Source organism: Candidatus Poribacteria bacterium, assembly GCA_021162805.1.
Classification (GTDB): domain Bacteria; phylum Poribacteria; class WGA-4E; order B28-G17; family B28-G17; genus JAGGXZ01.
The window spans coordinates 39660-58834 of record JAGGXZ010000151.1 but is presented as its reverse complement, the minus strand read 5'-3'; the positions used below and the strand labels follow the sequence as shown (position 1 = coordinate 58834).

Below are 19175 nucleotides of genomic sequence, written 5' to 3'. Positions count from 1 at the left end.
CAAGGACTGAGGAAGGGGATTATCCCCTCAGAGATCCTTGACCTCAGACTTTCAGGAGGCAGAGATGCTAGGCAGGCTTTTCGGAAGGAGAAGATCAAGCGACAGGCGCGTGATAGTGATAGGTCTTGACGGCGTGCCGCACTCCTTCATAAGGAGGCACGCTCAAAGTGGGGAGCTTCCGAACATGGCGAGGATGTTGAGCTCGGGAAGCTTCTTCAGGATAAACTCGGTGATTCCGACCGTTTCCTCCTGCGCTTGGTCCTCTTACATGACGGGCAAGAACCCGGCCGGACATGGGATCTTCGGGTTTATCGACCGCCGGCCGAATCCGTTTTCCCTTTTCATCCCCAACGCCCGCAACCTGAGGGCCGAGACCATCTGGGAAAGGCTCAGCCGACAGGGCAAAAGGGTGGTCGTCATGAACGTCCCTGTCACATATCCTCCGAAACCGGTGAACGGAATTCTGATCGGCGGGTTTCTAGGGACAGATGTGAACAGGATCGGCTATCCGCCTCAGATCAACCGCACCCTTGTTCGGATGAACTATGTGATAGACGTCGATGCCAGCAAGGGGCATACCGATAGGAAGGGGTTCATGGAGGAGATACACAAAACATTTGAGAAGCGGATTAAGGTGGCGAAATACTTGATGGAGAGGGAGAAATGGGATTTCTTCCAGCTCCACGTGATGGAGACCGATCGGATAAACCACTTCTTCTGGGAGGATTATGAGAGGGGAGATCCGAGCTTCGCGCCGAAGTTCATGGATCTCTACCGGAAGATAGACGATTACCTGGGTGAGATATGGGACAAGTTCGGCGAAAGGGAAAACTATGAGATGATGGTGCTTTCCGATCACGGCTTTTGCACGCTTAAAAAGGAGGTCTACCTGAACCTCTGGCTGGAAAGGGAGGGTTATCTGAGCTTCAAATCCGAGGGGTCGAAATCGCTCGAGAACATCGCCCCCGAAAGCAAGGCATATAGCCTCATTCCCGGGCGGATATTCATAAACCTGAAGGGCAGGGAGGAGATGGGAAGCGTCGAGAGGGAAGATTACGAGCCGTTGCGCGATGAGATCGCAAAGAGGCTGATCGAGGAGTTCAGAGATCCGGAGGACGGAACGCCGATCGTGGAGAGGGTCTACAGGCGAGAGGAGATTTACGACGGACCATATCTGGAGGAAGCTGCGGATCTGATAGCGGTTCCGAAAACGGGTTATGATCTAAAGGGAAAGGTATCGGCCGAGGGGCTGATCGGAAGGGGAAAGATCGTCGGTATGCATACATATGACGACGCTTTTCTCTTCGTCAAAGGAGAGGTCAAATTGGAGGAAGAGGATAGGTGGATCGGGGGAGTAAACAAGTTGGTTTATCAGCTGATATTTCCCTCTTCCCCTTCCTTTTGATGAGGGGAGCACTGGCTCTTATCCTTATAGCACAGCAGGGAGGTGTTTTTATTTCCAATCTCTCCTCGTCTGATCTTCCGTCTGAGATCGGCGATGGTAGGTTGACACGGAGATCATCCGGGATTTAAAATAGCTGTCACTTAAGGATATCTCCAGTGAGGGATGCCGTGACTAAAGGAGAATTCTACTTCGCTCAACTGACTGACATCCATGTCGGCGAGGGGCTCAATCCGAAGGAGGCCGCTTGGAACCTTCGTTGGGCCCTTGAGGAGCTGGAGATGCTCTCACCTAAACCGGAGTTGATCCTGGCCACAGGAGATCTGGTTTGTGCAGGTAAAGCCTCCGAGCTCCGTGAGTTCGCCGAGTTGGTGAAGGATAGCTCGATACCCATTTTAGCTCTGCCGACGAACCATGATCTCTGGGGCGAGCCCGATGAGAGTGCCTGGACGGAGATCATAGGCCCACTCCGTCAGAGCACCGAGGTGAAGGGCCTCAGATTTCTGATCTGGAACGACATCCAACGCCAGCCCGAGGGCGGATGGAAGGCAGAGCTGAGGGAGGAACAAAGAGAGTGGTTTGAGGAGGAACTGGAGGGGGCTGAGGGGAAACCGGTCATCGTCGCTCAACACTGTCCTCCTCTTCCCGTCGGCGGAGATTACCACGATCAGTGGCGCGGCTCGAACGCTGACGAGCTTCTGGAACTCCTCTCGCGATATAACGTGTTGGCGATGATAACAGGGCACTGGCATAGGAACGGGGAGTGGAACGCTAAAGGAGTGAGGGTGATCAACACCGGCGCCTTGTGCGGGTGGCAATGGACCGGAATACCGCCACATCGCTGTTTCCCCACCAGACCCGGCTACAGGCTGTTCCATTTCGATGGGAAGAGAACGCTTCGCTCCTTCTGGCGCGACGGTTCCTTCTGGGAAACGCCGGCTCCGAAGGTTCAGGTGAGCCTTGTACACGTAGGCGAAGCACATACAGGCGGCCCGCGACCTCAGGTGAGGCCGATCGAGGTCTTCGCCAAAACAATGCTTCGCGTGACGGCTTACGCCCGCGGGGGAAAGATAACGAAGGTGGAATGGAGCATCGAAAGGAGCAGGTGGAGACCGATGAGGATCACGTTCGAAGGACTGTGGAGCGAATGGGAGGGATCGATCGATCCTCTTGAAGAGAGGGCGTTGGGGGAACATATCTTGATCGTTAGAGCCGAGGATATGGATGGAAACAGGGCTTACGACGCCATCCCGATCAGATTGGCGGAGCGGGAGTGCACGCCGATGGTTCCAGCCTCCGCCCAATCCGGGAGGGAGATGGTGTTCGAACTGTTTTATCCCCCGGAATAAACTCGTTTCGAAGAAGGAGGGGATGAGTAATGGAGAAGGTCAGGATAGGTGTGATCGGAGCCGGAGGGATCTTCAAGGGCGCTCATATGCCCGCCTATAAGGAGCTTTCAGATGTGACACAGGTGGTCTGGGTCTGCGATCGCGACGAGGAAGCGGCCAGAAGGGGTGCTGAGTCCCTTGGGGCGAGATGGACAACCCGTCTGGAGGACGTCCTGGAGGATGATGGGATCGAAGCGGTGGATATATGCACGCCGAAACACCGGGAGATAATCGAAGCTGCCGCGAGCGCCTCAAAACATATTCTTTGCGAGAAACCGCTCGAGTTCACCCTTGAGGATTGTGACGCCTGTATCGAGGCGGCGAAAAGGGCGGGGGTTATCCTGATGGTCGCCGAGAACTATCTCTTCGACCCCGTCATTCTGGAGATCGAAAGGGCCCTGAATGAGGGGAAACTGGGAGAGCTGAGGAGGTTGCGTCTGTTTCAGGGATGGAAAGGGGCGCCTGCAAGTTCGTGGCGAAGAAGAAGAGCGATGGCGGGAGGAGGATGCTTGATGGACGATGGCGTGCACCTTATCGCCTTGGCGAGATATTTCATGGGTGAGCCAACAGAGGTTCAGGCGCTTGTCAAAAGGTTCGGGGCGCCTGAGGGAGTAGATGTCGAAAACCACGCCGTCGTGATCTTGGATTTCTCCGATGGTGGAATAGCGGTTATCGAGGCGGGATTGGACATCCAACCAGGGCTTTTCCGGTTCGAGTTCCACGGCGATAGGGGTTCAGCCTTCTATGAAGCGCTCTACGGCCGACATGAGCTCCGAATCTTCTCAGACGTTCCCTACTCCCCATCCGTTCCATCCCGTTTCCCATCGCTGGAGTCCTATCGGAACGAGATAGCGCATTTCGCGGAGTGTGTGTTGCGTTCGGAAACGCCGCGTTACACGGGCGAAAGCTCAAGAAGGGAGGTCGAGCTGGTCCTGACCGCCTATCGTCTCTCTTCCTCATCCGGCTACCTAGCCGGGTATGATCGAAACGAAGTTGAAAGGCAGGGTTAGGTGTGATAAAATAAGGGCGGCGTGAGAGATTGCGACGGGATAAGGCGATTAATCCGCTCGCTCATATCAGCGCTGAGTGTAGCGAAGGCTTTTAAAGCTACCGTCCGCCGCCTATAGGTCATTTATTGTCATTTGTCGTCATTTAAATGACGGCGAAGCCGAATGACTTAATGACTACAAATGACGGTTGAACTGTGCTTAACCTTAAAGAACCTGTAAATTTAGCTTTTACAGGGGAGCTGACGATTGAGATGAGGGTTAGGAAACCTTCAGAGAAGATCATCCTCGATAGGAGGGAGCTTATAGACCTGATCCGGAGTGAAAGGAGCCGCGGCCATACCATAGTTACAACCAACGGGTGTTTCGATTTGCTGCATGTTGGACATATAAGGTATCTCTATGAAGCAAGTCGGTATGGTGATATTCTGATCGTGGCGATAAACGACGATGATTCGGTCAGGAGGCTTAAAGGCCAGCTTCGTCCGATCATCCCTCAAGAGGAACGGGCTGAGATGGTGGCTTCGCTTGAATGTGTGGATTATGTCACGATCTTCAGCGAGGACACTCCGATCCCGCTCATAAGGGCGATCAGGCCGGATTACCATGTTAAGGGAGGAGATTACACTTTGGATGAGATGATCGAACGTGAGGCGGTGGAGGAGGCCGGTGGGAAACCCATCGTCGGGATCAAGGTCGAGGGCAGATCGACGAGCGAGATAATCACGGATATCCTTAGGAGATATGGATCACAAAGGGAGGAGACGAGATGAATCAGCACGATCAGATGGTTGTGGTTCTGGACTTCGGTTCTCAATACAGCCAACTCATCGCCAGAAGGGTGAGGGAGGCGAAGGTTTACTGCGAGATCCACCCTTTCAACCTTCCGGCTGAGAAGCTTGCGGAGATGAAGGTTAAGGGTATCATTCTCTCAGGTGGCCCTGCCAACGTCTACGATGAAGGGGCGCCGATATGCGATAGGGGGATCTTCGATCTCGGTATACCGATCCTGGGCATATGCTATGGGATGCAATTGATGGCCTATATTTTGGGTGGAAAGGTGGAGCCGGCGAGGAAGCGGGAGTATGGCTTCGCCAAACTTCAACTGGACGATCGATCCTCGATCTTCAAAGACCTCCCGGATGAAAGCCAGGTCTGGATGAGCCACGGCGACAGGATAACCCATGTACCGCCCGGTTTTAAAGTCATAGCCCATACCCCCAACTCTCCCATCGCCGCCATGGCGGATGAGGTGAGGAAGTTCTATGGCCTTCAGTTTCATCCTGAGGTCAAACACACCGCCTATGGGCCGCAGATCATATCCAACTTCCTCTTCGAGATATGTGGATGTTCCCCGTCATGGGATGTGACATCCTTCGTCGAGGCGAGCATCAGGGAGATAAAAAAACGGGTTGGGGATGAGAAGGTTCTATGCGCCGTAAGCGGAGGTGTCGATTCGACCACCTTGGCGGCTCTGGTTCACAGGGCGATAGGCGACAGGCTCGTCTGTGTTTTCGTCGATACGGGGTTGATGAGGCTGAACGAGGGTGAGGAGGTCAGGAGGAATTTCGCCCGCCTGGGTATAAAGCTCAACTATATAGAAGCCGGCGAGAGGTTCCTCGATAAACTCCGCGGCGTGGTTGACCCTGAGAGAAAGCGTAAGATTATAGGCGAGGAGTTCATAGCGGTCTTCGCCGATGAGCTCAAGAGGCTGGGCAAAATCAAGTTCCTCGCCCAGGGAACGCTCTATCCCGACGTCATAGAGAGCGTATCGGTCAAAGGGCCTTCAGCCACGATAAAGACCCATCACAACGTCGGCGGGCTTCCCGATGTGATACCGTTTGAGCTTATAGAGCCATTCAGGGAGCTTTTCAAGGATGAGGTACGGGCGGTGGGCAGGGAGCTCGGTATACCAGAGGAGATACTCGGCAGACACCCATTCCCCGGTCCCGGATTGGCGATAAGGGTGATAGGCGAGGTGACCCGTGAGAGGCTGGAGGTTCTCAGACAGGCCGATGCCATCTTCATCGAGGAGATCCGTCGAGCGGGGATATACGACAAGATATGGCAGGCTTTCGCCGTGCTGCTGCCGGTTAAAAGCGTGGGCGTGATGGGAGATGAGCGAACCTATGAAAGCGTCATCGCCCTAAGGGCCGTCACAAGCGTTGACGGTATGACCGCCGACTGGGCGAGGATACCATACGATGTCTTAAACGACGTCTCCAACCGGATTATAAATGAGGTCAAAGGGGTTAACAGGGTGGTCTACGACATAAGCTCCAAGCCTCCGAGCACGATCGAATGGGAATGAGCATCGTTATCGCCACCTTAAGCGTTTCACCTCAGCCCAGAACGTCGTTATCCTGCCCGACGGTGAGACCGCCTGACCTCCGCCTATGAGATCCCTCTCCGTCAGCTCGTGATCGCTCACCCAGACCTGATGGATGTAAAACCCCTCCGACATATAGGGATCTATATGGAACCTGAAATCGGCGTTGTTGCCTTGATCCTTGAATTCGGCATTCGTGATGTGTTTTATGGCGATCCTCCACCGATCGGTGTATTCGAATGGGATCTTCTTCAGATCGGCCGGGGCGTTGAGGGCGAATGCCTGCTGAGGGTAAACGTCGCCTTTGTCATCCCAATCCAATATCAACCCCGTGGCGGCCTTGGCTGAATCATAGAACTCCACCGCTATCCAAAGCTCGTTGGTTTTGTCCTTATCGGGTATGACAGCCGGATCGACGCTGAAGTATATGTGATTGCCTGTGTTCATCCCAGGTGGCGTTTTAGGGACGAACTTACACTCTTTGCCGCCGATCTCCTTTGGTTCAGTGACGCCATCGGCCTGAGGTTTCTCGATGATGCCGTTTGAGATGCTCTTTTTGCCGAGCTGGATGCTAAGCACCCCCCATTCGGCACCAACGGCGGAGGATACAAGCAGCACCGCCATGAAAAGGCATGATATTGAAGTCTGAAACCTCCTATCCCCCTTCATAATGAACCCTCCTCTTAAAGGAGTGGGGCAACCCGATGGGCCGCCCGTCCATCATTCGTTACCATTCCTTGATCTGAGCCCATGTCGTCGCCATCTTATCGGCCGAGCAACAGACGGCGGCGGGTTTATCCGAGAGGATCATATGTCCGAAACCCTGGCTTTGGTCATGTGCCTCCCTTCCCGTCCACGTCATCTGCAGCTTTCTGGTACCGCCGGGGTTATCGGCATCATCGAAGACGGGATGGAATCCCAGCTCCTGGCCGGCCTCCCATTTCAGCGATTTCATCTGTTTGTATTCGATAGCGGCCTCACATATATATCCGTCGGCGGTCGTGGTTGAGCCAACCTTCATATAGTCCGGCTCCCTCTGGCCCGCTCCGTCCATATTGCACCAGTTCCACTTTTGATTTTTGCAGGTGAATCCGTATTGGTAATGATGGTTATGACATTCGGGACACGCTACCGCTTCAGTGGTGGCGAAGAATATCTCTATGCAGTCCGTCCTCCAGATGTCCCCTCCTGCCTGTGTTACGACGATCTTATCGTCCTTCATGATCACGCCGATGTAGACGTATTTATCGTCCCACATCAGATAGAACTTCCCGCTGCTGTCGCTCGGTCCGTTCCAGCCGGCGGCTCCAGGAGCCACTCCCGGGAATATCTGCTCTTTCGTGTCCAGCACGGCGGGGGTGAGGGATTTGAGCGGCCAGTCGTTTAGATTGCCGTCGATCGCCTTGGGCGTCCCCCTGAGGCACTCGATCACAAGCGGCTCCCCCGTTTTGGGGTGTTTGGCCGGAGGATCTGCAAGGCCCAAACAAGTGAAGGCGATAATCAGAAGACCTATGAAAATCGAAATCTTCATTTCATTCCCCTCCTCACACAAGATCTTCTTAATTATACTACGGATTCGCGTATGGGATCAAGCGACTGCGTAGACTTCAGGGCTTTTCAACGCTTAGATAAGGATAAAATCCCTTCTCCCGGCCCCAAAGGCCGAAAGAGAATCAAATCCTGTCATTTTCCTATCCCTATTTTCCCGCCTAAATCCCTAAATCACCTAACCTATCTTTGAATCTCCCTTCCTTTCTCTTCCCCTTACCAACTCATACCCAAAAGTAGTTCTATTCCCTTCTCACTCCTGGCAGAGAAGCACCTCCATCCGTCCGGTATGTACCTGAAGCCTGCTCTCCTTATCAGCGTTATCGCACCGTTACGTATCTGGCTGAGGTGATGAGCTATCTTCCTGGAATGCAACCTGTCTTCATCATAGCTTACATCCCTCACCCTGAATACTCCATTCTCCACACTCCAGCGGCCTCTTATCCCTTCAGAGTGAAGTGCACCCATTATTTTGGACACATTTTTATCTCCCATCGCCACGGCTTAACTCTTTTATCTGCTCTGGCTTTCTCCATCACCTCCATCATTTCCTCAAGCGGGTCGCTGGCAGCGCATTTAAAATTTCCCGTATAATATGCATTAATTGCATAGCAGGACGAGACGAGGGATATATAAAAGATCATCAGCGAGAGGCTCAAATTCGCTTTTCTGAACGGCGCTCCTCGAGATAGACCCGTTCGGCCAGCCACTGGTTGATCAACGTCTGGTAAGGCATCCCCTGCCTCTTCGCTATCCTTTTTATCCTTTCCAACAGAGCAGGGTATATCCTCATGGTGATCGGGACTTTCTTGGGAGGAATCGCTATCTCAACCTCCTTCACCTCCTCGAACTCTCCCTTTTCTATCATCCCGGCTGTATCATGGCTTTCGACGAAATCGGCGAATTCCCTTTCGATCTCCGTTAAACCCTTTCTTCTAGACATGTTATCACTTCCTTTCATATCTCCTTCTTTCCGCTCTGGTCATATCCCTGGCGGTTATCACCTTCGCTCTCTCCCCGTAGAGGAAGAAGGCGACCATGAGGTATCTCCCCTCCAGGGTTCTTCCATAGGCTACATATGCGTTGGAGATTCGGTTGCTTCTGAATATCCTCGGTTTGAAATATGCGTTTGAGAAGACCTCCCTCACTTCCTTAGTTGCTACGTTGTGTTTCTTTAGGATCTTATCGGCGACAGCCCTGGGGATATGGATATAGGTAATCTTCAATCTTAGCCCTCTTCTTGGTGCTAGCGATATTCTACAATAAAGTATGTATTAAAATCAATACTTAATTTTTAACTCCTCAGTCATTAACACCGGGCTCCCTCTTATCTCCTCCAGATCAGGCGCAAATGATCTGTTTGTGAAGGAACAGATTAAGAGTGATGTCAGATGGCAAACCTGCCACCGATGTAGTATCCTGTATTACAAAATTGTAATCCCTCTGTAATCTTCAACCTGTATAATATCCGTAAGGAGGAACGAAAGTGGGAATGTCATTTTGGAAGGACAAAGCGAAACGATTGAAAACGGAGGTGTATGTCCTCTATCTAGCCTATAAAGATCCGGGGGTTCCGCTATACGCCAAGCTGTTTGCCGCCGCCGTCATCGCCTACGCGCTCAATCCCTTAGATCTGATCCCGGATTTCATTCCCGTTCTGGGATATGTGGACGATCTGATCCTCATACCCCTCGGTGTTTTTTTGGCGCTGAAGATGATACCGAAGGAGGTTCTGGATGAATGCAGGGAGAGAGCAAGATCTGAGACCCTCGAGGCGAAACCGAAAAGCCGTATCATCGCGGCCGTTTTCATATTGATGATCTGGCTGGCGGCGATCTATATGATTCTGAAGCTTGTCCGAAGGTTAATCTGAAGGAATTGAGGAGGTGAGGAGATGAAATGGAGAAACCTTATCATGATAGGATCTCTCGCCCTATCCGTCTCCATCTCCCTGGGAAGCTCAGTTCCTGAAAAGCTTTCCCTTGATAAAGCCCTGCAGACGGCACTGACAAATAACCCGAGGATCAAAACGACGAAGGCGCTTGTAAAAACCAGCCGCCTCTGGAGCAATCCTGAGACCGAATCAGAACTCACCCGAGGGGACATCCCTGACCCTGGTGGCCCTGCCGAGCTTCTACGGCCTCATCGGGAGAAAAAGGAGCAACCCAAATGAGAGATAGAGGGAATATAACACGGTTGACGGTTCCATTTCTTCTCCTTTTACAGATCGTCTGGTGTTATACGGCCTCGGCCAACTGGCTGAGGGATGCCGATGAGAGGATGTATCATCTCATTCACGATCACAGGGCCTCTCCTCTGGATGCCGTTATGCCGTGGGTTTCCAGGATCGGCAGCGGCGAGAGTGAAATCGTCATTGCCTTTATCCTCCCTATCTTCGGCGTTAGAAGAGATGTAAGCTACACCTCGATAGCAGCGACGGTAGGCGCGGAGACGGTAACCTTCCTTCTGAAAGGCCTGGTAAACCGACGTCGACCGACCGGCGATACCGATCGGTGGAATTCCTCCTTTCCCTCGGGACACGCGACCAGCGCCTATGCTATGGCATATGTTTGGGGCGCAGCATACCCTAAAGTTAGGCTGCCTTTATATGTTGCTGCTGCCCTTATAGCCTATTCACGTATATACAACGGGCGACACTATCCGATGGATGTCCTCGCCGGCGCCGGGATCGGATATCTATGTGGCAGGTTGGCGTGGCGATACAGAGATCACCTTCTGCCCCACTCATGGCGTGAAGGCGGCGGAAATTCGCCGCGGCGGCAGGTTTATAGGCCTTACTCCCTGAATCGTTCTGCGGATATTCCCGCTCTACCTGCTGACGGACGGAGACCAGCATTGAAATACACGGTTGAAAAGCCGTTGCCGCTATGTCGCTGTGCGTGGCATGATAGATGAGATCGATAGGATCAAACGTTATCAGTCTTTATCTATAGTTCCTAGCTGGATGGAATGTTCCGATCCATCGGGGTTGGGACAGGCAAATCGGATATAGGGTCGGTTGTGAATCTCCTTCAAATAGGGCGCTTTGTATAGCCCCAGTTTCACCTCCACCGAGTGGAAATCCTTGATCAACGGCGTGAAAATCGTGACTCCCCTCAACATGCTGAGAACCTCCATCAGCTCGAGCTCATGTAGTGTCTTCCAGAGATACTCTCGCTGATCCTCCGTGCATCGTGGAAGTTACGGAGATGGGCATAAGCCACACCGTAGACCATATCCTTGTATCGTTCGACAAGTGCGCTGAACGCATCCCGATCGCCACCTAGAACCTTTCGGACAAGCTCTTCGTCGCTCACTTGATCCATCCGTTTCCTCCTTTCACCCGGTAAATACGAAATTCACGGGGAAAAGGTTCGGCCTAGATGAGAGATGTCCACCGGGATATTTGCATCTCCTGACTTGATCTACCTCCACAGCTTAGTGTATGCTAATCCCCAAGTAAGGTCAAGCCCCGATTGGATGGTGACATCATCGGCGGAGATAACCCCGTCGATCCCCTTTTCTTCCTCGAGCCCTCGATCGCCCCCTTCGTTTTCGATCTGCTGGATAACCTCATAGGCGAGGACAAGCGTTTCTTCTTCTTTGATCCCACAGAGCCCGAGAGAAATTACAACTACAACGCCAATCAACTGCTTGTGGAAGCCATCCAGAAGGGATATCGAGGAGCCTATTGGGATATACTCCGCAGGGTCGACGGGGCATAACGCCCCGCCGACATAGGGGTTATACGTCGCAGAGGGAGAACGTCCTTTCGAGCGCCTCTATCGGATCGCCCTTCGGCGTGAACTCATGTCCCACGAATCCCGTGTAATTCGTCTCGGCTATCGCCTTCATGACGGCCCGATAGTTTATCTCCTGTTCGTCGTCCAGATCGTGACGTCCGGGGTTACCGGCGGTGTGGAAATGACCGATATAATCGATGTTCTCCTTGATCGTTCGGATCAGGTCGCCCTCCATGATCTGCATATGATAGATATCGTAGAGCAGCTTTACGGCGGGAGAGTTGACCGCCTTACAGACCTCCACACCCCACCAGGTGTGATCGCACTGGTAATCGGGATGATTCACCTTGCTGTTAAGCAGTTCGAGACAGAGCTGAACCCCTTTCTCCTCAGCCATTTTCGCCACACGCCTGAGACCCTCCGCCGTGATCTGAATCCCCTCATCATCCGGAAGTCCTCTCCTGTTTCCTGAGAAGCAGATAAGGCTTGGTATCCCATACTCAGCGGCCAGCTCTATGTTCCTCGAAAGCTCCTCCTCTATCCGATCGTGATTTTCCCTCCTATTCAGCCCATCCGTCAGCGTCCCATGGCCGCCGATTATGGCGATTTTCATGCCGTGATCCAGCACAGCATCCCAGTACTCCCTCGGCAGCATCTCGATCGACGCGTAGCCTATTTGAGCCGCCTTTTTGATGAGCTCCATAGGCTCAACCCTACGAGCGAAACACCACCAAGCGATGGATTGTTTAATCCTGCCCATGTTTCGTCCTCCTAAACCCTTAGACGGAGAAGGTCAGGGCGTTGAACCCTACCTTACCGCTGTGATAGAATATCTGACGGAGAGGATACCAGATCCTCAGACGGAAAACAAGCTTTCTCCGCCATCATGATCTCCTCGTTGTAGATGTCCACCACCTTCTGTCCTCGTCGGACGATCAGGAAATCATCCTTATCCCATTCACCTGAGAGGAAGTTTCCTATGAGCCTCCAGCCCCCCTCAAGCTCCTCGAACCGCCAGCCGTTTCCATCGGGATCTTTCCGACCGACGTCCTATATCGCTCGATATCCCCTATACCCATGTTTATGAAAGCGGCCCGCGAGTAGTTGTTCATCCAACCGCTCTATCTCGATGTCTCCCTTCCCAACACCCTTTTGAGTTCCTTCAGAATCTCCCTGGATCTCCTGAGCTCCAGGTCGGCGTTTCTCGACTCAGCCAACCTGCGGCTTTTGCGGACATTGCCCAGATAGTATCGCGGGAGGACCAAGGTGAGAATCAGCAATCCATCGCTTATATCTCGCGATTTAAACTCCCTCCACGCCCACAAAGCTATGGCCCCGTTCAACAAAAGGGCGTTAATCCCATCTCTCCAGCAACCTGCATAGATCTGCCCTGCCCCTGGAAGGAGGGCCGAGAGCAGAGCGGCTGCTTTTGGCGATCTGCGCCCGGCGGGCGGCGTGAGGAGAAGGCGGTTGAGCTTCGATATATCCCTTTCATCCACGCCCATCTCTCTGAGAGAGGGGATCAGGTCTCCCGCGCTTTCCACGCGTTTGCCCTCATAGATCTCCGCTATGCCCAGGAGAAACCTCGCTCTGATTTTAATGGATCTATCGACGTCGGAGTTCAGCACCTCCAGCAGATCGAACTTCGCTGAGCTGTAATCGCCGGCGCAGATCATATCGAGCGCCGATCTTATCCTAGCGGTTGCTATCTCGGATCGATCCCTCATGAGGAGGATAGCGTCATGAACGGCGTCGGCCGCCAGATCCCATCTTCCCATATGGCGATACGCCTCACCTATCTTCATCATACCGAGCTTGATCTCCTTGGTTGAGGAGGAGAAGAAGATGAATCTCTTGTATTCGGTGATCGCCTCCTCAGGGTTTCCCATGTTCAGGAGATGATCGCCGAGCTTTAAAGGCGTGAAAATCGCCGAGAAAATCACCAAGCAGAGGGCCAACTGAGCCAAGTATCTCCTCCTTCAGCCTCTCATTCTCCCTCGCGTTAAACTCCCCGGCGGCTATGGCTGAGCCATAGATGTTTCCTAGGTAAAAGAAGAGGGTCGCCCCGCCGAAAAGCCAACCTTTCGCCGATCTGACGCCGTTATCCCTGAACCCGTCATAGGCCATGCCAGCGGAGAACCCGACGACTGAGAGCGAGTACAGCCCGTCATATCCCCTGCCGGCATATACCTTACCCGCTCCTGGAAGCAGGGCCGAGAGGAATGCCGCTAGGAAAGGACTCTTATGTGGTTTGGACTCCACCAAGGGCATAAGCTTCATCAACCTTTCCGCGACGCCCAACACATCCTCCCTTGACAGCGAGTTAAGGAGCGATCTCAACGTTGACCTCGCACGATCTGCCCTGCCGAGCATCATCAGCCCTGCGGCCTCAAGACATAGAGCCCTTTCGGATATGCCCTTCGCCCTCTTCAATTTCCTCAGCGTATCGACAGAGCTAGCGAAATCGCCCATTTTGAAATACAGACATCCCACCCGATAAAGGATCTCCTGACCGCCCAGCTTTTTATAAAAGGACAGGGCTCTTCTATACTCCCCGATCATCTCATAGCCAAGCCCTATCCTGTAAACGGCCCAATCCCTGTCGTCATCCTCGCCGGCGAAGAAGAGATATCTCTCATACTCCCCTATCGCCCTCTTATAATCGCCCTCCTCGAAGAGATGGTCTGCGAATTTGAGGATGTTTTCGGGCGAGAGATAGGAGATGGATACCATCAGGATCAGCGCGAGGTGTAAGGCCATGCTTCGTACCTCTCTATCGGGTCCCTCAATTTCCCGCTGGCCTCATCCACCTCGTAGATCGTCCCGGCGTAGAGGTGGGCGAAGCCATGACATCTTTGAAGCCGATCGGATGTCAGAAGCGCCCCTTTGATCGGCCCGAACCTCCTTATCGCCTGAAAGGCGAAGCTCGAACAGGTGGGGATGAAATTACAAACGGACATATCCTGGGAGGATATAAAGATCTGGTAGAACCTTATCCCGGTGAGCATGAGAAGCGAGAGCTCGTTATTCGGCCTAACCACATCGGATCTGGGGCGATAATGATCGTTCATCTTCACCCCAATCGGAGCCATCTTCATCAGGTATTCGATATCATTCAACAACTCCTCCCTCGGGGAGAGAGCCATCAAGGCATATATGAGGATCACAGCGCTCATCATTTTATCGATATCCCCTGAGCTCATATCCCAAGCAACGCCCCTCGCCTCGCTTACGACCCGGATGTAGAACTTGGGTTATGGATATAATATCACGGCTGAGATTGAAGATCAAGAATCTCACCGACACTCCTCCCTGCTTCTGGCAATTCTTAAGTTCTTATACATCCGCGGAGTCACATTCAATTGACTGATCGGGTTTGCCCGTCGTATCATAAGAACACAGGTTTATCTCACCACGGTAAGGAGGGGGAATAATGGTGGAGAAGGATGACCTGCAGGCCCTTGACGAGGGGAAGGAGGAGAAGAAGGAGAAAAAAGAGGAGAAAGAGAAGAAGGAGCTGCCACCTTTTGAGGAGGCTATCAAGGAGTGCGAAAGGGTTGAAGGGCTTTTCTCCTTCTACATAAACAGAGAGGAGAACAAGGTTCTGATGGAGATACTCCCCGATCAGTTCGATAAACTCTTCCTCTGCTCTTTAACCAGGGAGGCATCCGACGGCTATTACTTCGACTCCGGTTCGATGATGTGGGACTTCCCTTTCTTCTTCAAGCGGATCGGCAGGAGGGTCCAGCTGATATACAAAAACGTCAGGTTCAGGGCGGATGAGAGATCTCCGATCAGAAAGGCGATCGAAAGAGGCGTGAGCAACTCGATCATGGGTTCCGTCAAGATCGAAAGCAAACCTCATCCTGAAAGGAAGAGTATACTCGTGGATGCCAGAGGTTTTTTCGTTCAGGACATCGATCTGGTAACCTACTCGTTGAACGAGAGGATCAAGGCGGAATACTCCTTCGACGAGGAAAATAGCTATATCGATTTTGTCAAGCCCTACCCTCAAAACGTCGAGATCGGCGTAATAATCCATTTCAAAAGCACAAAGCCCAAATCGGTCTACACCGTGGCTGACTCTCGTAGCTTCATTCATCGGTATCATTACAGCCTCTCAATTATCCCTGAGACGAGCTATCGTCCCCGCCTGGGAGATGATAGGGTCGGGCATTTCCTGACGATGTATCAGGACTATACAGATCTAACGCGGGAAACGCCCTATGTCCGGTATGTCGAGAGGTGGCATCTTGAGAAGGCCGATCCCGATGCTGAGATCTCACCGCCTAAAAAGCCCATTGTCTTTTGGCTTGAGAATACGATCCCACATGAGTATCGCGAGGCGGTTAAGGAAGGAATCCTGCTCTGGAACAAGGCATTTGAGAGAATCGGGTTTAAGGATGCGATCGTGGTCAAGGAGCAACCGGATGATGCTGACTGGGAGGCGGGGGATATCCGGTATAATACCGTTCGATGGATCGTCCATCCCGGAGGTAGCTATGCGGTAGGCCCTTCTCGGGCGAATCCCTTCACCGGTGAGATATATCACGCCGACATACGCATCGGGGCCGATATGATCCGAGCGGCGTTCGGAGAGCTGGAACAGTTCGTAGATCCGGTTTCGATGAATCCCGATGACAGAGACTCATTTGAAAAGCTTCTATTGAACCACCAGATGGGCCTTGCGCTGCATGCGGCCTTCGGCTGGCATATCATCTCAGCAAGGGAAGGTATTTCGCCGGACCATCCAAAGGCTAAGAAATATCTGCATGACTATCTCGTCCATCTGGTGGCGCATGAGGTCGGCCATACGTTGGGGCTTCGGCACAATTTCAAAGGAAGTATTCTTCATCCCGTCGATAAGTTACAGGACAAGGAACTGACGAGAGAGAAGGGATTAACCGGATCCATCATGGATTATGTCCCAGTTAACGTCGCTCCCGAAGGAATCGAGCAGGGGGATTACTGGCAGACCACGCTGGGGCCCTACGATTATTGGGCGATCGAGTACGCCTATAAACCGATAGATGCTGAGACGCCTGAGGATGAGCTGGGGGAATTGGAGAGGATAGCTTCCAAGGTCTCCGATCCAAAGCTGGCATATGGGACGGATGAGGATGCCTTCCCGCCGCCTTGGGGGATTGATCCAACCTGTAACAGATGGGATCTCGGTGAGGATATGCTGGAATATCATAAGAAGCAGATCGCATTAGCGAAGGAGTTGTGGGAAAAGATAGAGGATCACTTCGATAGACCCGGCATCCGGTATCAGAAGATCCGACGTGCTTTCGGCTATGGGCTTTCACAATATCGGATCGCTGCCATGAATGTGCCGAAGTATATCGGCGGAATCTATCACAGGAGGGATCACATAGGCGATCCGGGCGGGCGACTGCCGTTTGAACCCGTTCCACCCTCGAAACAGCGTGAGGCGCTCGAATTTCTGACAGTGGAGTTCTTCAGCTCGGATTCCTTTAGGTTCTCCCCCCAGCTCCTAAACAAGCTCGCCCCTGAGAGATTTTGGGATTTTGAGGGATCAGTGTGGCGGATGGATCGGATCGACTATCCCGTCCATGACGTTGTGCTTTCGATCCAAAAATCAATCCTGGACAACCTCTATCATCCCCTGCTGCTATCGCGGCTTCTGGATATAGAGCTGAGATACGGCGAGGGGAAGGATAAATTCACGATGGCGGAGATGTTCCGGAAGCTGAGGGAAGCTATATGGTCGGAGCTGGAGAAAATGACCAATATCAATAGCTTCCGGCGAGCTCTTCAGCGCGAACATCTATCCAAGCTGATAAAACTGGTGCTGAAACCGGAAGGGAGAACCCCTCAGGACGCCAGCAGCTTGGCTCGTATGGATCTTATAGCCATCATGGAGGGGATCAAAAGGGCGCTGACGGAAGGAGACCTAGAGCCATACACGCGGGCTCATCTGGATGAGTCTCTCGCCCGAATCGAAATCGCCCTCAAGCCCGTCGCCGAGAAGAAACTTACCGATTGAGTTATAGAGGCGCACAACTGTGCGCCTCTACATTATCCGACGACGATCAATCTGAAACGCTGAAAAAAATCATATCGAATGAAATTTTTCTCTTGACAAGGATTTCAATTGTGATATAATACAGTGGGAGAAAGTGGGGAAAAGTGGGAGAGGTATGTTCACCGGCGAGTATGAATGCACCCTCGACGAGAAGGGAAGGGTTAGTATACCTTCCAAATTCAGGGAAGTGCTGAATCAGAGATATAACTGTAAGCTGATCCTCTCCCGCTGGTTCGATGGATGTCTGGCTCTCTTCCCCTATGAGGAATGGGTTAAGATAGCCAATAAACTTAGGGAAACCACATCGTTCACTCAGCCGGAAGGACGAAAACTACAGAGGCTCTTCTTCAGCAGCGCTATAGAATGCTCCCTCGACAAGCAGGGCAGGCTGATGATCCCGCAGCGGCAAAGGCAGATGGCAGGGATAAACCGACGAGTTGTCATGATCGGGATCGTGGACAAGATAGAGATTTGGGCAAAAGAAGTTATAGATAAGTATTACAGCGAGGAGATGGAACAAGGGTTGGAAGATCTGGCCGAGATGATAAATGTCCAGCTATGATCGCTTCCACATACCGGTTCTGCTCGATGAGGTTATGTCACTTTTAAACCCCAAAGATGGAGGGGTTTATGTGGACTGTACTTTGGGAGCCGGCGGACATGCCGAGAGAATATTGGAGCTCAGTTCTCCCGGCGGAAGGTTGATAGGAATAGACTTGGATTCGGAGGCGATATCCATCGCCAAAGAGAGATTAAAAAGATTTGGGGATAGAGTGAGGTTTGCCCATGCCAATTTCGCCGATCTAGATGATATCCTTCGTTCACTGGATGTGGATGAGGTGGACGGCATACTCATGGATCTGGGTGTTTCGTGGATTCAACTCTCCGATCCGGAGAGGGGGTTCAGTTTTCGTCTGGACGCGCCTCTGGATATGAGGATGGATAGGAGAATCCCCCTGACCGCCCGTGAGGTGGTCAACACTAAAAGCGAGAGGGAGCTTCGTGAGATATTTCGTAGATACGGCGAGGAGAGATGGGCCGGGAGGATAGCCAGGAGGATAACGAGGCTCAGGGAGAAATCGCCTATACTTACCACCAGGCAACTTGCGCAGATAGTCGAATCCACCGTGCCCCGTCATGGGAGGTTTCATCCGGCGACGAGGATCTTCCTAGCGCTGAGGATATACGTCAACAGGGAGCTCGATAACCTGGAAAGAGGATTGGATTCGGCTATAAGATGGCTGAAACCGGGCGGGAGGATATGCGTAATATCTTTTCACTCGCTCGAGGATAGAATCGTGAAGTGGAAGTTCCGTGAAGGGACCTGTCTGAAGATAATCACCCGAAAACCTGTAACTCCTGGGGATGAGGAGGTGAGGGAGAACCCCCGTTCCAGGAGTGCCAAACTGAGAGCCGCCGAGGCGATTTAGATGAGAAAAGGGCTTTACTTGGTTATAATCTGTTTCCTGGTCACCGCTTTCGGAGTTTTGGCCTTCTTTCACATCTGGTTTAACATGCAGATGAGGTTTATCAACATAAGGTTTCAGGAGCTCAACCGCGAAAAGCTCATCCTCAAGAACGACATCGACAAACTCAGATGTGAGAAGGAGTATTTGAGATCGCCTGAAAGGCTTGGGAAACTGGCCGATAAGTTCGATATGACCCTCCCCGATGAGGAACCGATTATCATCATCAAATGAGGGAGGAAG

The 19175-nt window shown here is 52.4% G+C and carries 24 protein-coding genes; 13 read left to right on the top strand and 11 right to left on the bottom strand.

What is annotated here, in order from left to right:
* The first annotated feature begins 64 nt into the window (after positions 1 to 64).
* The 5 genes from J7M22_11715 to guaA all read left to right on the top strand — a co-directional run bounded on the left by J7M22_11715 (position 65) and on the right by guaA (position 6108).
* The gene (locus J7M22_11715) at positions 65 to 1405 is read left to right on the top strand and encodes an alkaline phosphatase family protein (GenBank protein ID MCD6507272.1); all 1341 of its coding nucleotides are present in this window, start codon (positions 65 to 67) and stop codon (positions 1403 to 1405) included.
* A gap of 167 nt (positions 1406 to 1572) precedes the next feature.
* Entirely contained in the window at positions 1573 to 2751 is a 1179-nt protein-coding gene (locus J7M22_11710) for a metallophosphoesterase (GenBank protein ID MCD6507271.1), read from the top strand.
* Positions 2752 to 2780: 29 nt separating this feature from the next.
* Positions 2781 to 3800 carry a Gfo/Idh/MocA family oxidoreductase gene (locus tag J7M22_11705; GenBank protein ID MCD6507270.1) on the top strand — a complete coding sequence of 340 codons (1020 nt, stop codon included), beginning with the start codon at positions 2781 to 2783 and terminating at the stop codon, positions 3798 to 3800.
* 251 nt (positions 3801 to 4051) lie between these two features.
* Positions 4052 to 4570 (top strand): D-glycero-beta-D-manno-heptose 1-phosphate adenylyltransferase, encoded by a 519-nt coding sequence (gene rfaE2 / locus J7M22_11700; protein MCD6507269.1) that lies wholly within the window; start codon positions 4052 to 4054, stop codon positions 4568 to 4570.
* Positions 4567 to 6108 carry a glutamine-hydrolyzing GMP synthase gene (guaA, locus tag J7M22_11695; GenBank protein MCD6507268.1) on the top strand — a complete coding sequence of 514 codons (1542 nt, stop codon included), beginning with the start codon at positions 4567 to 4569 and terminating at the stop codon, positions 6106 to 6108. The genes rfaE2 and guaA overlap by 4 nt, the downstream gene beginning before the upstream one ends.
* 6 nt (positions 6109 to 6114) lie before the next feature.
* Here guaA and J7M22_11690 read toward each other — a convergent pair whose 3' ends face one another.
* From J7M22_11690 to J7M22_11670, 5 genes are all read right to left on the bottom strand, one after another.
* The gene (locus tag J7M22_11690) at positions 6115 to 6795 is read right to left on the bottom strand and encodes a hypothetical protein (GenBank protein ID MCD6507267.1); all 681 of its coding nucleotides are present in this window, start codon (positions 6793 to 6795) and stop codon (positions 6115 to 6117) included.
* Between the two features lie 58 nt (positions 6796 to 6853).
* On the bottom strand, positions 6854 to 7657 hold the full coding sequence (locus J7M22_11685; GenBank protein ID MCD6507266.1) for a hypothetical protein: 804 nt from the start codon (positions 7655 to 7657) through the stop codon (positions 6854 to 6856).
* 233 nt (positions 7658 to 7890) lie between these two features.
* Entirely contained in the window at positions 7891 to 8175 is a 285-nt protein-coding gene (locus tag J7M22_11680; GenBank protein ID MCD6507265.1) for a hypothetical protein, read from the bottom strand.
* A gap of 154 nt (positions 8176 to 8329) precedes the next feature.
* Positions 8330 to 8617 carry a hypothetical protein gene (locus tag J7M22_11675; protein ID MCD6507264.1) on the bottom strand — a complete coding sequence of 96 codons (288 nt, stop codon included), beginning with the start codon at positions 8615 to 8617 and terminating at the stop codon, positions 8330 to 8332.
* Between the two features lie 4 nt (positions 8618 to 8621).
* Positions 8622 to 8894, bottom strand: a complete 273-nt coding sequence (locus J7M22_11670; protein MCD6507263.1) for a BrnT family toxin — start codon at positions 8892 to 8894, stop codon at positions 8622 to 8624.
* Between the two features lie 272 nt (positions 8895 to 9166).
* Here J7M22_11670 and J7M22_11665 point away from each other — a divergent pair, with 272 nt between their 5' ends.
* The 3 genes from J7M22_11665 to J7M22_11655 are packed head-to-tail and all read left to right on the top strand — an operon-like array spanning position 9167 to position 10590.
* A complete protein-coding gene (locus J7M22_11665) occupies positions 9167 to 9547 on the top strand; it encodes a DUF1232 domain-containing protein (protein ID MCD6507262.1) in 381 nt (126 codons plus the stop codon).
* A 21-nt stretch (positions 9548 to 9568) separates the two neighbouring features.
* Positions 9569 to 9847, top strand: a complete 279-nt coding sequence (locus J7M22_11660; GenBank protein ID MCD6507261.1) for a hypothetical protein — start codon at positions 9569 to 9571, stop codon at positions 9845 to 9847.
* Positions 9844 to 10590 (top strand): phosphatase PAP2 family protein, encoded by a 747-nt coding sequence (locus J7M22_11655; GenBank protein MCD6507260.1) that lies wholly within the window; start codon positions 9844 to 9846, stop codon positions 10588 to 10590. The genes J7M22_11660 and J7M22_11655 overlap by 4 nt, the downstream gene beginning before the upstream one ends.
* A 21-nt stretch (positions 10591 to 10611) precedes the next feature.
* Here the strand turns inward: J7M22_11655 and J7M22_11650 are convergent, their stop codons facing one another.
* Together J7M22_11650 and J7M22_11645 are read right to left on the bottom strand one after the other, a co-directional pair.
* A complete protein-coding gene (locus J7M22_11650; protein MCD6507259.1) occupies positions 10612 to 10797 on the bottom strand; it encodes a hypothetical protein in 186 nt (61 codons plus the stop codon).
* Between the two features lie 14 nt (positions 10798 to 10811).
* A complete protein-coding gene (locus J7M22_11645) occupies positions 10812 to 11000 on the bottom strand; it encodes a hypothetical protein (protein MCD6507258.1) in 189 nt (62 codons plus the stop codon).
* Between the two features lie 150 nt (positions 11001 to 11150).
* Between J7M22_11645 and J7M22_11640 the strand changes: the two genes are divergently transcribed.
* Positions 11151 to 11399, top strand: a complete 249-nt coding sequence (locus tag J7M22_11640) for a hypothetical protein (GenBank protein MCD6507257.1) — start codon at positions 11151 to 11153, stop codon at positions 11397 to 11399.
* Positions 11400 to 11418: 19 nt separating this feature from the next.
* On the opposite strand, the gene J7M22_11635 is transcribed toward J7M22_11640, so the two are convergent.
* The 4 genes from J7M22_11635 to J7M22_11620 all read right to left on the bottom strand — a co-directional run bounded on the left by J7M22_11635 (position 11419) and on the right by J7M22_11620 (position 14488).
* Positions 11419 to 12177 (bottom strand): TIM barrel protein, encoded by a 759-nt coding sequence (locus tag J7M22_11635; GenBank protein MCD6507256.1) that lies wholly within the window; start codon positions 12175 to 12177, stop codon positions 11419 to 11421.
* A 361-nt stretch (positions 12178 to 12538) separates the two neighbouring features.
* The gene (locus J7M22_11630; GenBank protein ID MCD6507255.1) at positions 12539 to 13384 is read right to left on the bottom strand and encodes a hypothetical protein; all 846 of its coding nucleotides are present in this window, start codon (positions 13382 to 13384) and stop codon (positions 12539 to 12541) included.
* Complete coding sequence (locus J7M22_11625) at positions 13293 to 14177, bottom strand: tetratricopeptide repeat protein (GenBank protein MCD6507254.1); 885 nt, start codon at positions 14175 to 14177, stop codon at positions 13293 to 13295. Before J7M22_11625 ends, J7M22_11630 begins: the two co-directional genes overlap by 92 nt.
* Positions 14156 to 14488 carry a membrane protein insertion efficiency factor YidD gene (locus tag J7M22_11620; protein ID MCD6507253.1) on the bottom strand — a complete coding sequence of 111 codons (333 nt, stop codon included), beginning with the start codon at positions 14486 to 14488 and terminating at the stop codon, positions 14156 to 14158. Before J7M22_11620 ends, J7M22_11625 begins: the two co-directional genes overlap by 22 nt.
* 362 nt (positions 14489 to 14850) lie before the next feature.
* Here J7M22_11620 and J7M22_11615 point away from each other — a divergent pair, with 362 nt between their 5' ends.
* The 4 genes from J7M22_11615 (at position 14851) to J7M22_11600 (ending at position 19166) form a co-directional block, all read left to right on the top strand.
* A complete protein-coding gene (locus J7M22_11615) occupies positions 14851 to 17427 on the top strand; it encodes a zinc-dependent metalloprotease (protein ID MCD6507252.1) in 2577 nt (858 codons plus the stop codon).
* Between the two features lie 133 nt (positions 17428 to 17560).
* Positions 17561 to 18028, top strand: a complete 468-nt coding sequence (gene mraZ / locus J7M22_11610) for a division/cell wall cluster transcriptional repressor MraZ (GenBank protein MCD6507251.1) — start codon at positions 17561 to 17563, stop codon at positions 18026 to 18028.
* Positions 18015 to 18896 carry a 16S rRNA (cytosine(1402)-N(4))-methyltransferase RsmH gene (rsmH, locus tag J7M22_11605; GenBank protein MCD6507250.1) on the top strand — a complete coding sequence of 294 codons (882 nt, stop codon included), beginning with the start codon at positions 18015 to 18017 and terminating at the stop codon, positions 18894 to 18896. The genes mraZ and rsmH overlap by 14 nt, the downstream gene beginning before the upstream one ends.
* Entirely contained in the window at positions 18897 to 19166 is a 270-nt protein-coding gene (locus J7M22_11600) for a cell division protein FtsL (GenBank protein ID MCD6507249.1), read from the top strand.
* The last annotated feature ends 9 nt before the right edge of the window (positions 19167 to 19175 follow it).

Excerpts from the sequence above, each read along its gene's own strand:
- J7M22_11715 (MCD6507272.1), top strand. The coding sequence starts at position 65 with ATGCTAGGCAGGCTTTTCGGAAGGAGAAGATCAAGCGACAGGCGCGTG.
- J7M22_11705 (MCD6507270.1), top strand. The coding sequence starts at position 2,781 with ATGGAGAAGGTCAGGATAGGTGTGATCGGAGCCGGAGGGATCTTCAAG.
- rfaE2 (MCD6507269.1), top strand. The coding sequence starts at position 4,052 with ATGAGGGTTAGGAAACCTTCAGAGAAGATCATCCTCGATAGGAGGGAG.
- guaA (MCD6507268.1), top strand. The coding sequence starts at position 4,567 with ATGAATCAGCACGATCAGATGGTTGTGGTTCTGGACTTCGGTTCTCAA.
- J7M22_11690 (MCD6507267.1), bottom strand. The coding sequence starts at position 6,795 with ATGAAGGGGGATAGGAGGTTTCAGACTTCAATATCATGCCTTTTCATG.
- J7M22_11685 (MCD6507266.1), bottom strand. The coding sequence starts at position 7,657 with ATGAAGATTTCGATTTTCATAGGTCTTCTGATTATCGCCTTCACTTGT.
- J7M22_11675 (MCD6507264.1), bottom strand. The coding sequence starts at position 8,617 with ATGTCTAGAAGAAAGGGTTTAACGGAGATCGAAAGGGAATTCGCCGAT.
- J7M22_11665 (MCD6507262.1), top strand. The coding sequence starts at position 9,167 with ATGTCATTTTGGAAGGACAAAGCGAAACGATTGAAAACGGAGGTGTAT.
- J7M22_11660 (MCD6507261.1), top strand. The coding sequence starts at position 9,569 with ATGAAATGGAGAAACCTTATCATGATAGGATCTCTCGCCCTATCCGTC.
- J7M22_11655 (MCD6507260.1), top strand. The coding sequence starts at position 9,844 with ATGAGAGATAGAGGGAATATAACACGGTTGACGGTTCCATTTCTTCTC.
- J7M22_11650 (MCD6507259.1), bottom strand. The coding sequence starts at position 10,797 with ATGTTGAGGGGAGTCACGATTTTCACGCCGTTGATCAAGGATTTCCAC.
- J7M22_11645 (MCD6507258.1), bottom strand. The coding sequence starts at position 11,000 with ATGGATCAAGTGAGCGACGAAGAGCTTGTCCGAAAGGTTCTAGGTGGC.
- J7M22_11635 (MCD6507256.1), bottom strand. The coding sequence starts at position 12,177 with ATGGGCAGGATTAAACAATCCATCGCTTGGTGGTGTTTCGCTCGTAGG.
- J7M22_11625 (MCD6507254.1), bottom strand. The coding sequence starts at position 14,177 with ATGGCCTTACACCTCGCGCTGATCCTGATGGTATCCATCTCCTATCTC.
- J7M22_11620 (MCD6507253.1), bottom strand. The coding sequence starts at position 14,488 with ATGAACGATCATTATCGCCCCAGATCCGATGTGGTTAGGCCGAATAAC.
- J7M22_11615 (MCD6507252.1), top strand. The coding sequence starts at position 14,851 with ATGGTGGAGAAGGATGACCTGCAGGCCCTTGACGAGGGGAAGGAGGAG.
- rsmH (MCD6507250.1), top strand. The coding sequence starts at position 18,015 with ATGTCCAGCTATGATCGCTTCCACATACCGGTTCTGCTCGATGAGGTT.
- J7M22_11600 (MCD6507249.1), top strand. The coding sequence starts at position 18,897 with ATGAGAAAAGGGCTTTACTTGGTTATAATCTGTTTCCTGGTCACCGCT.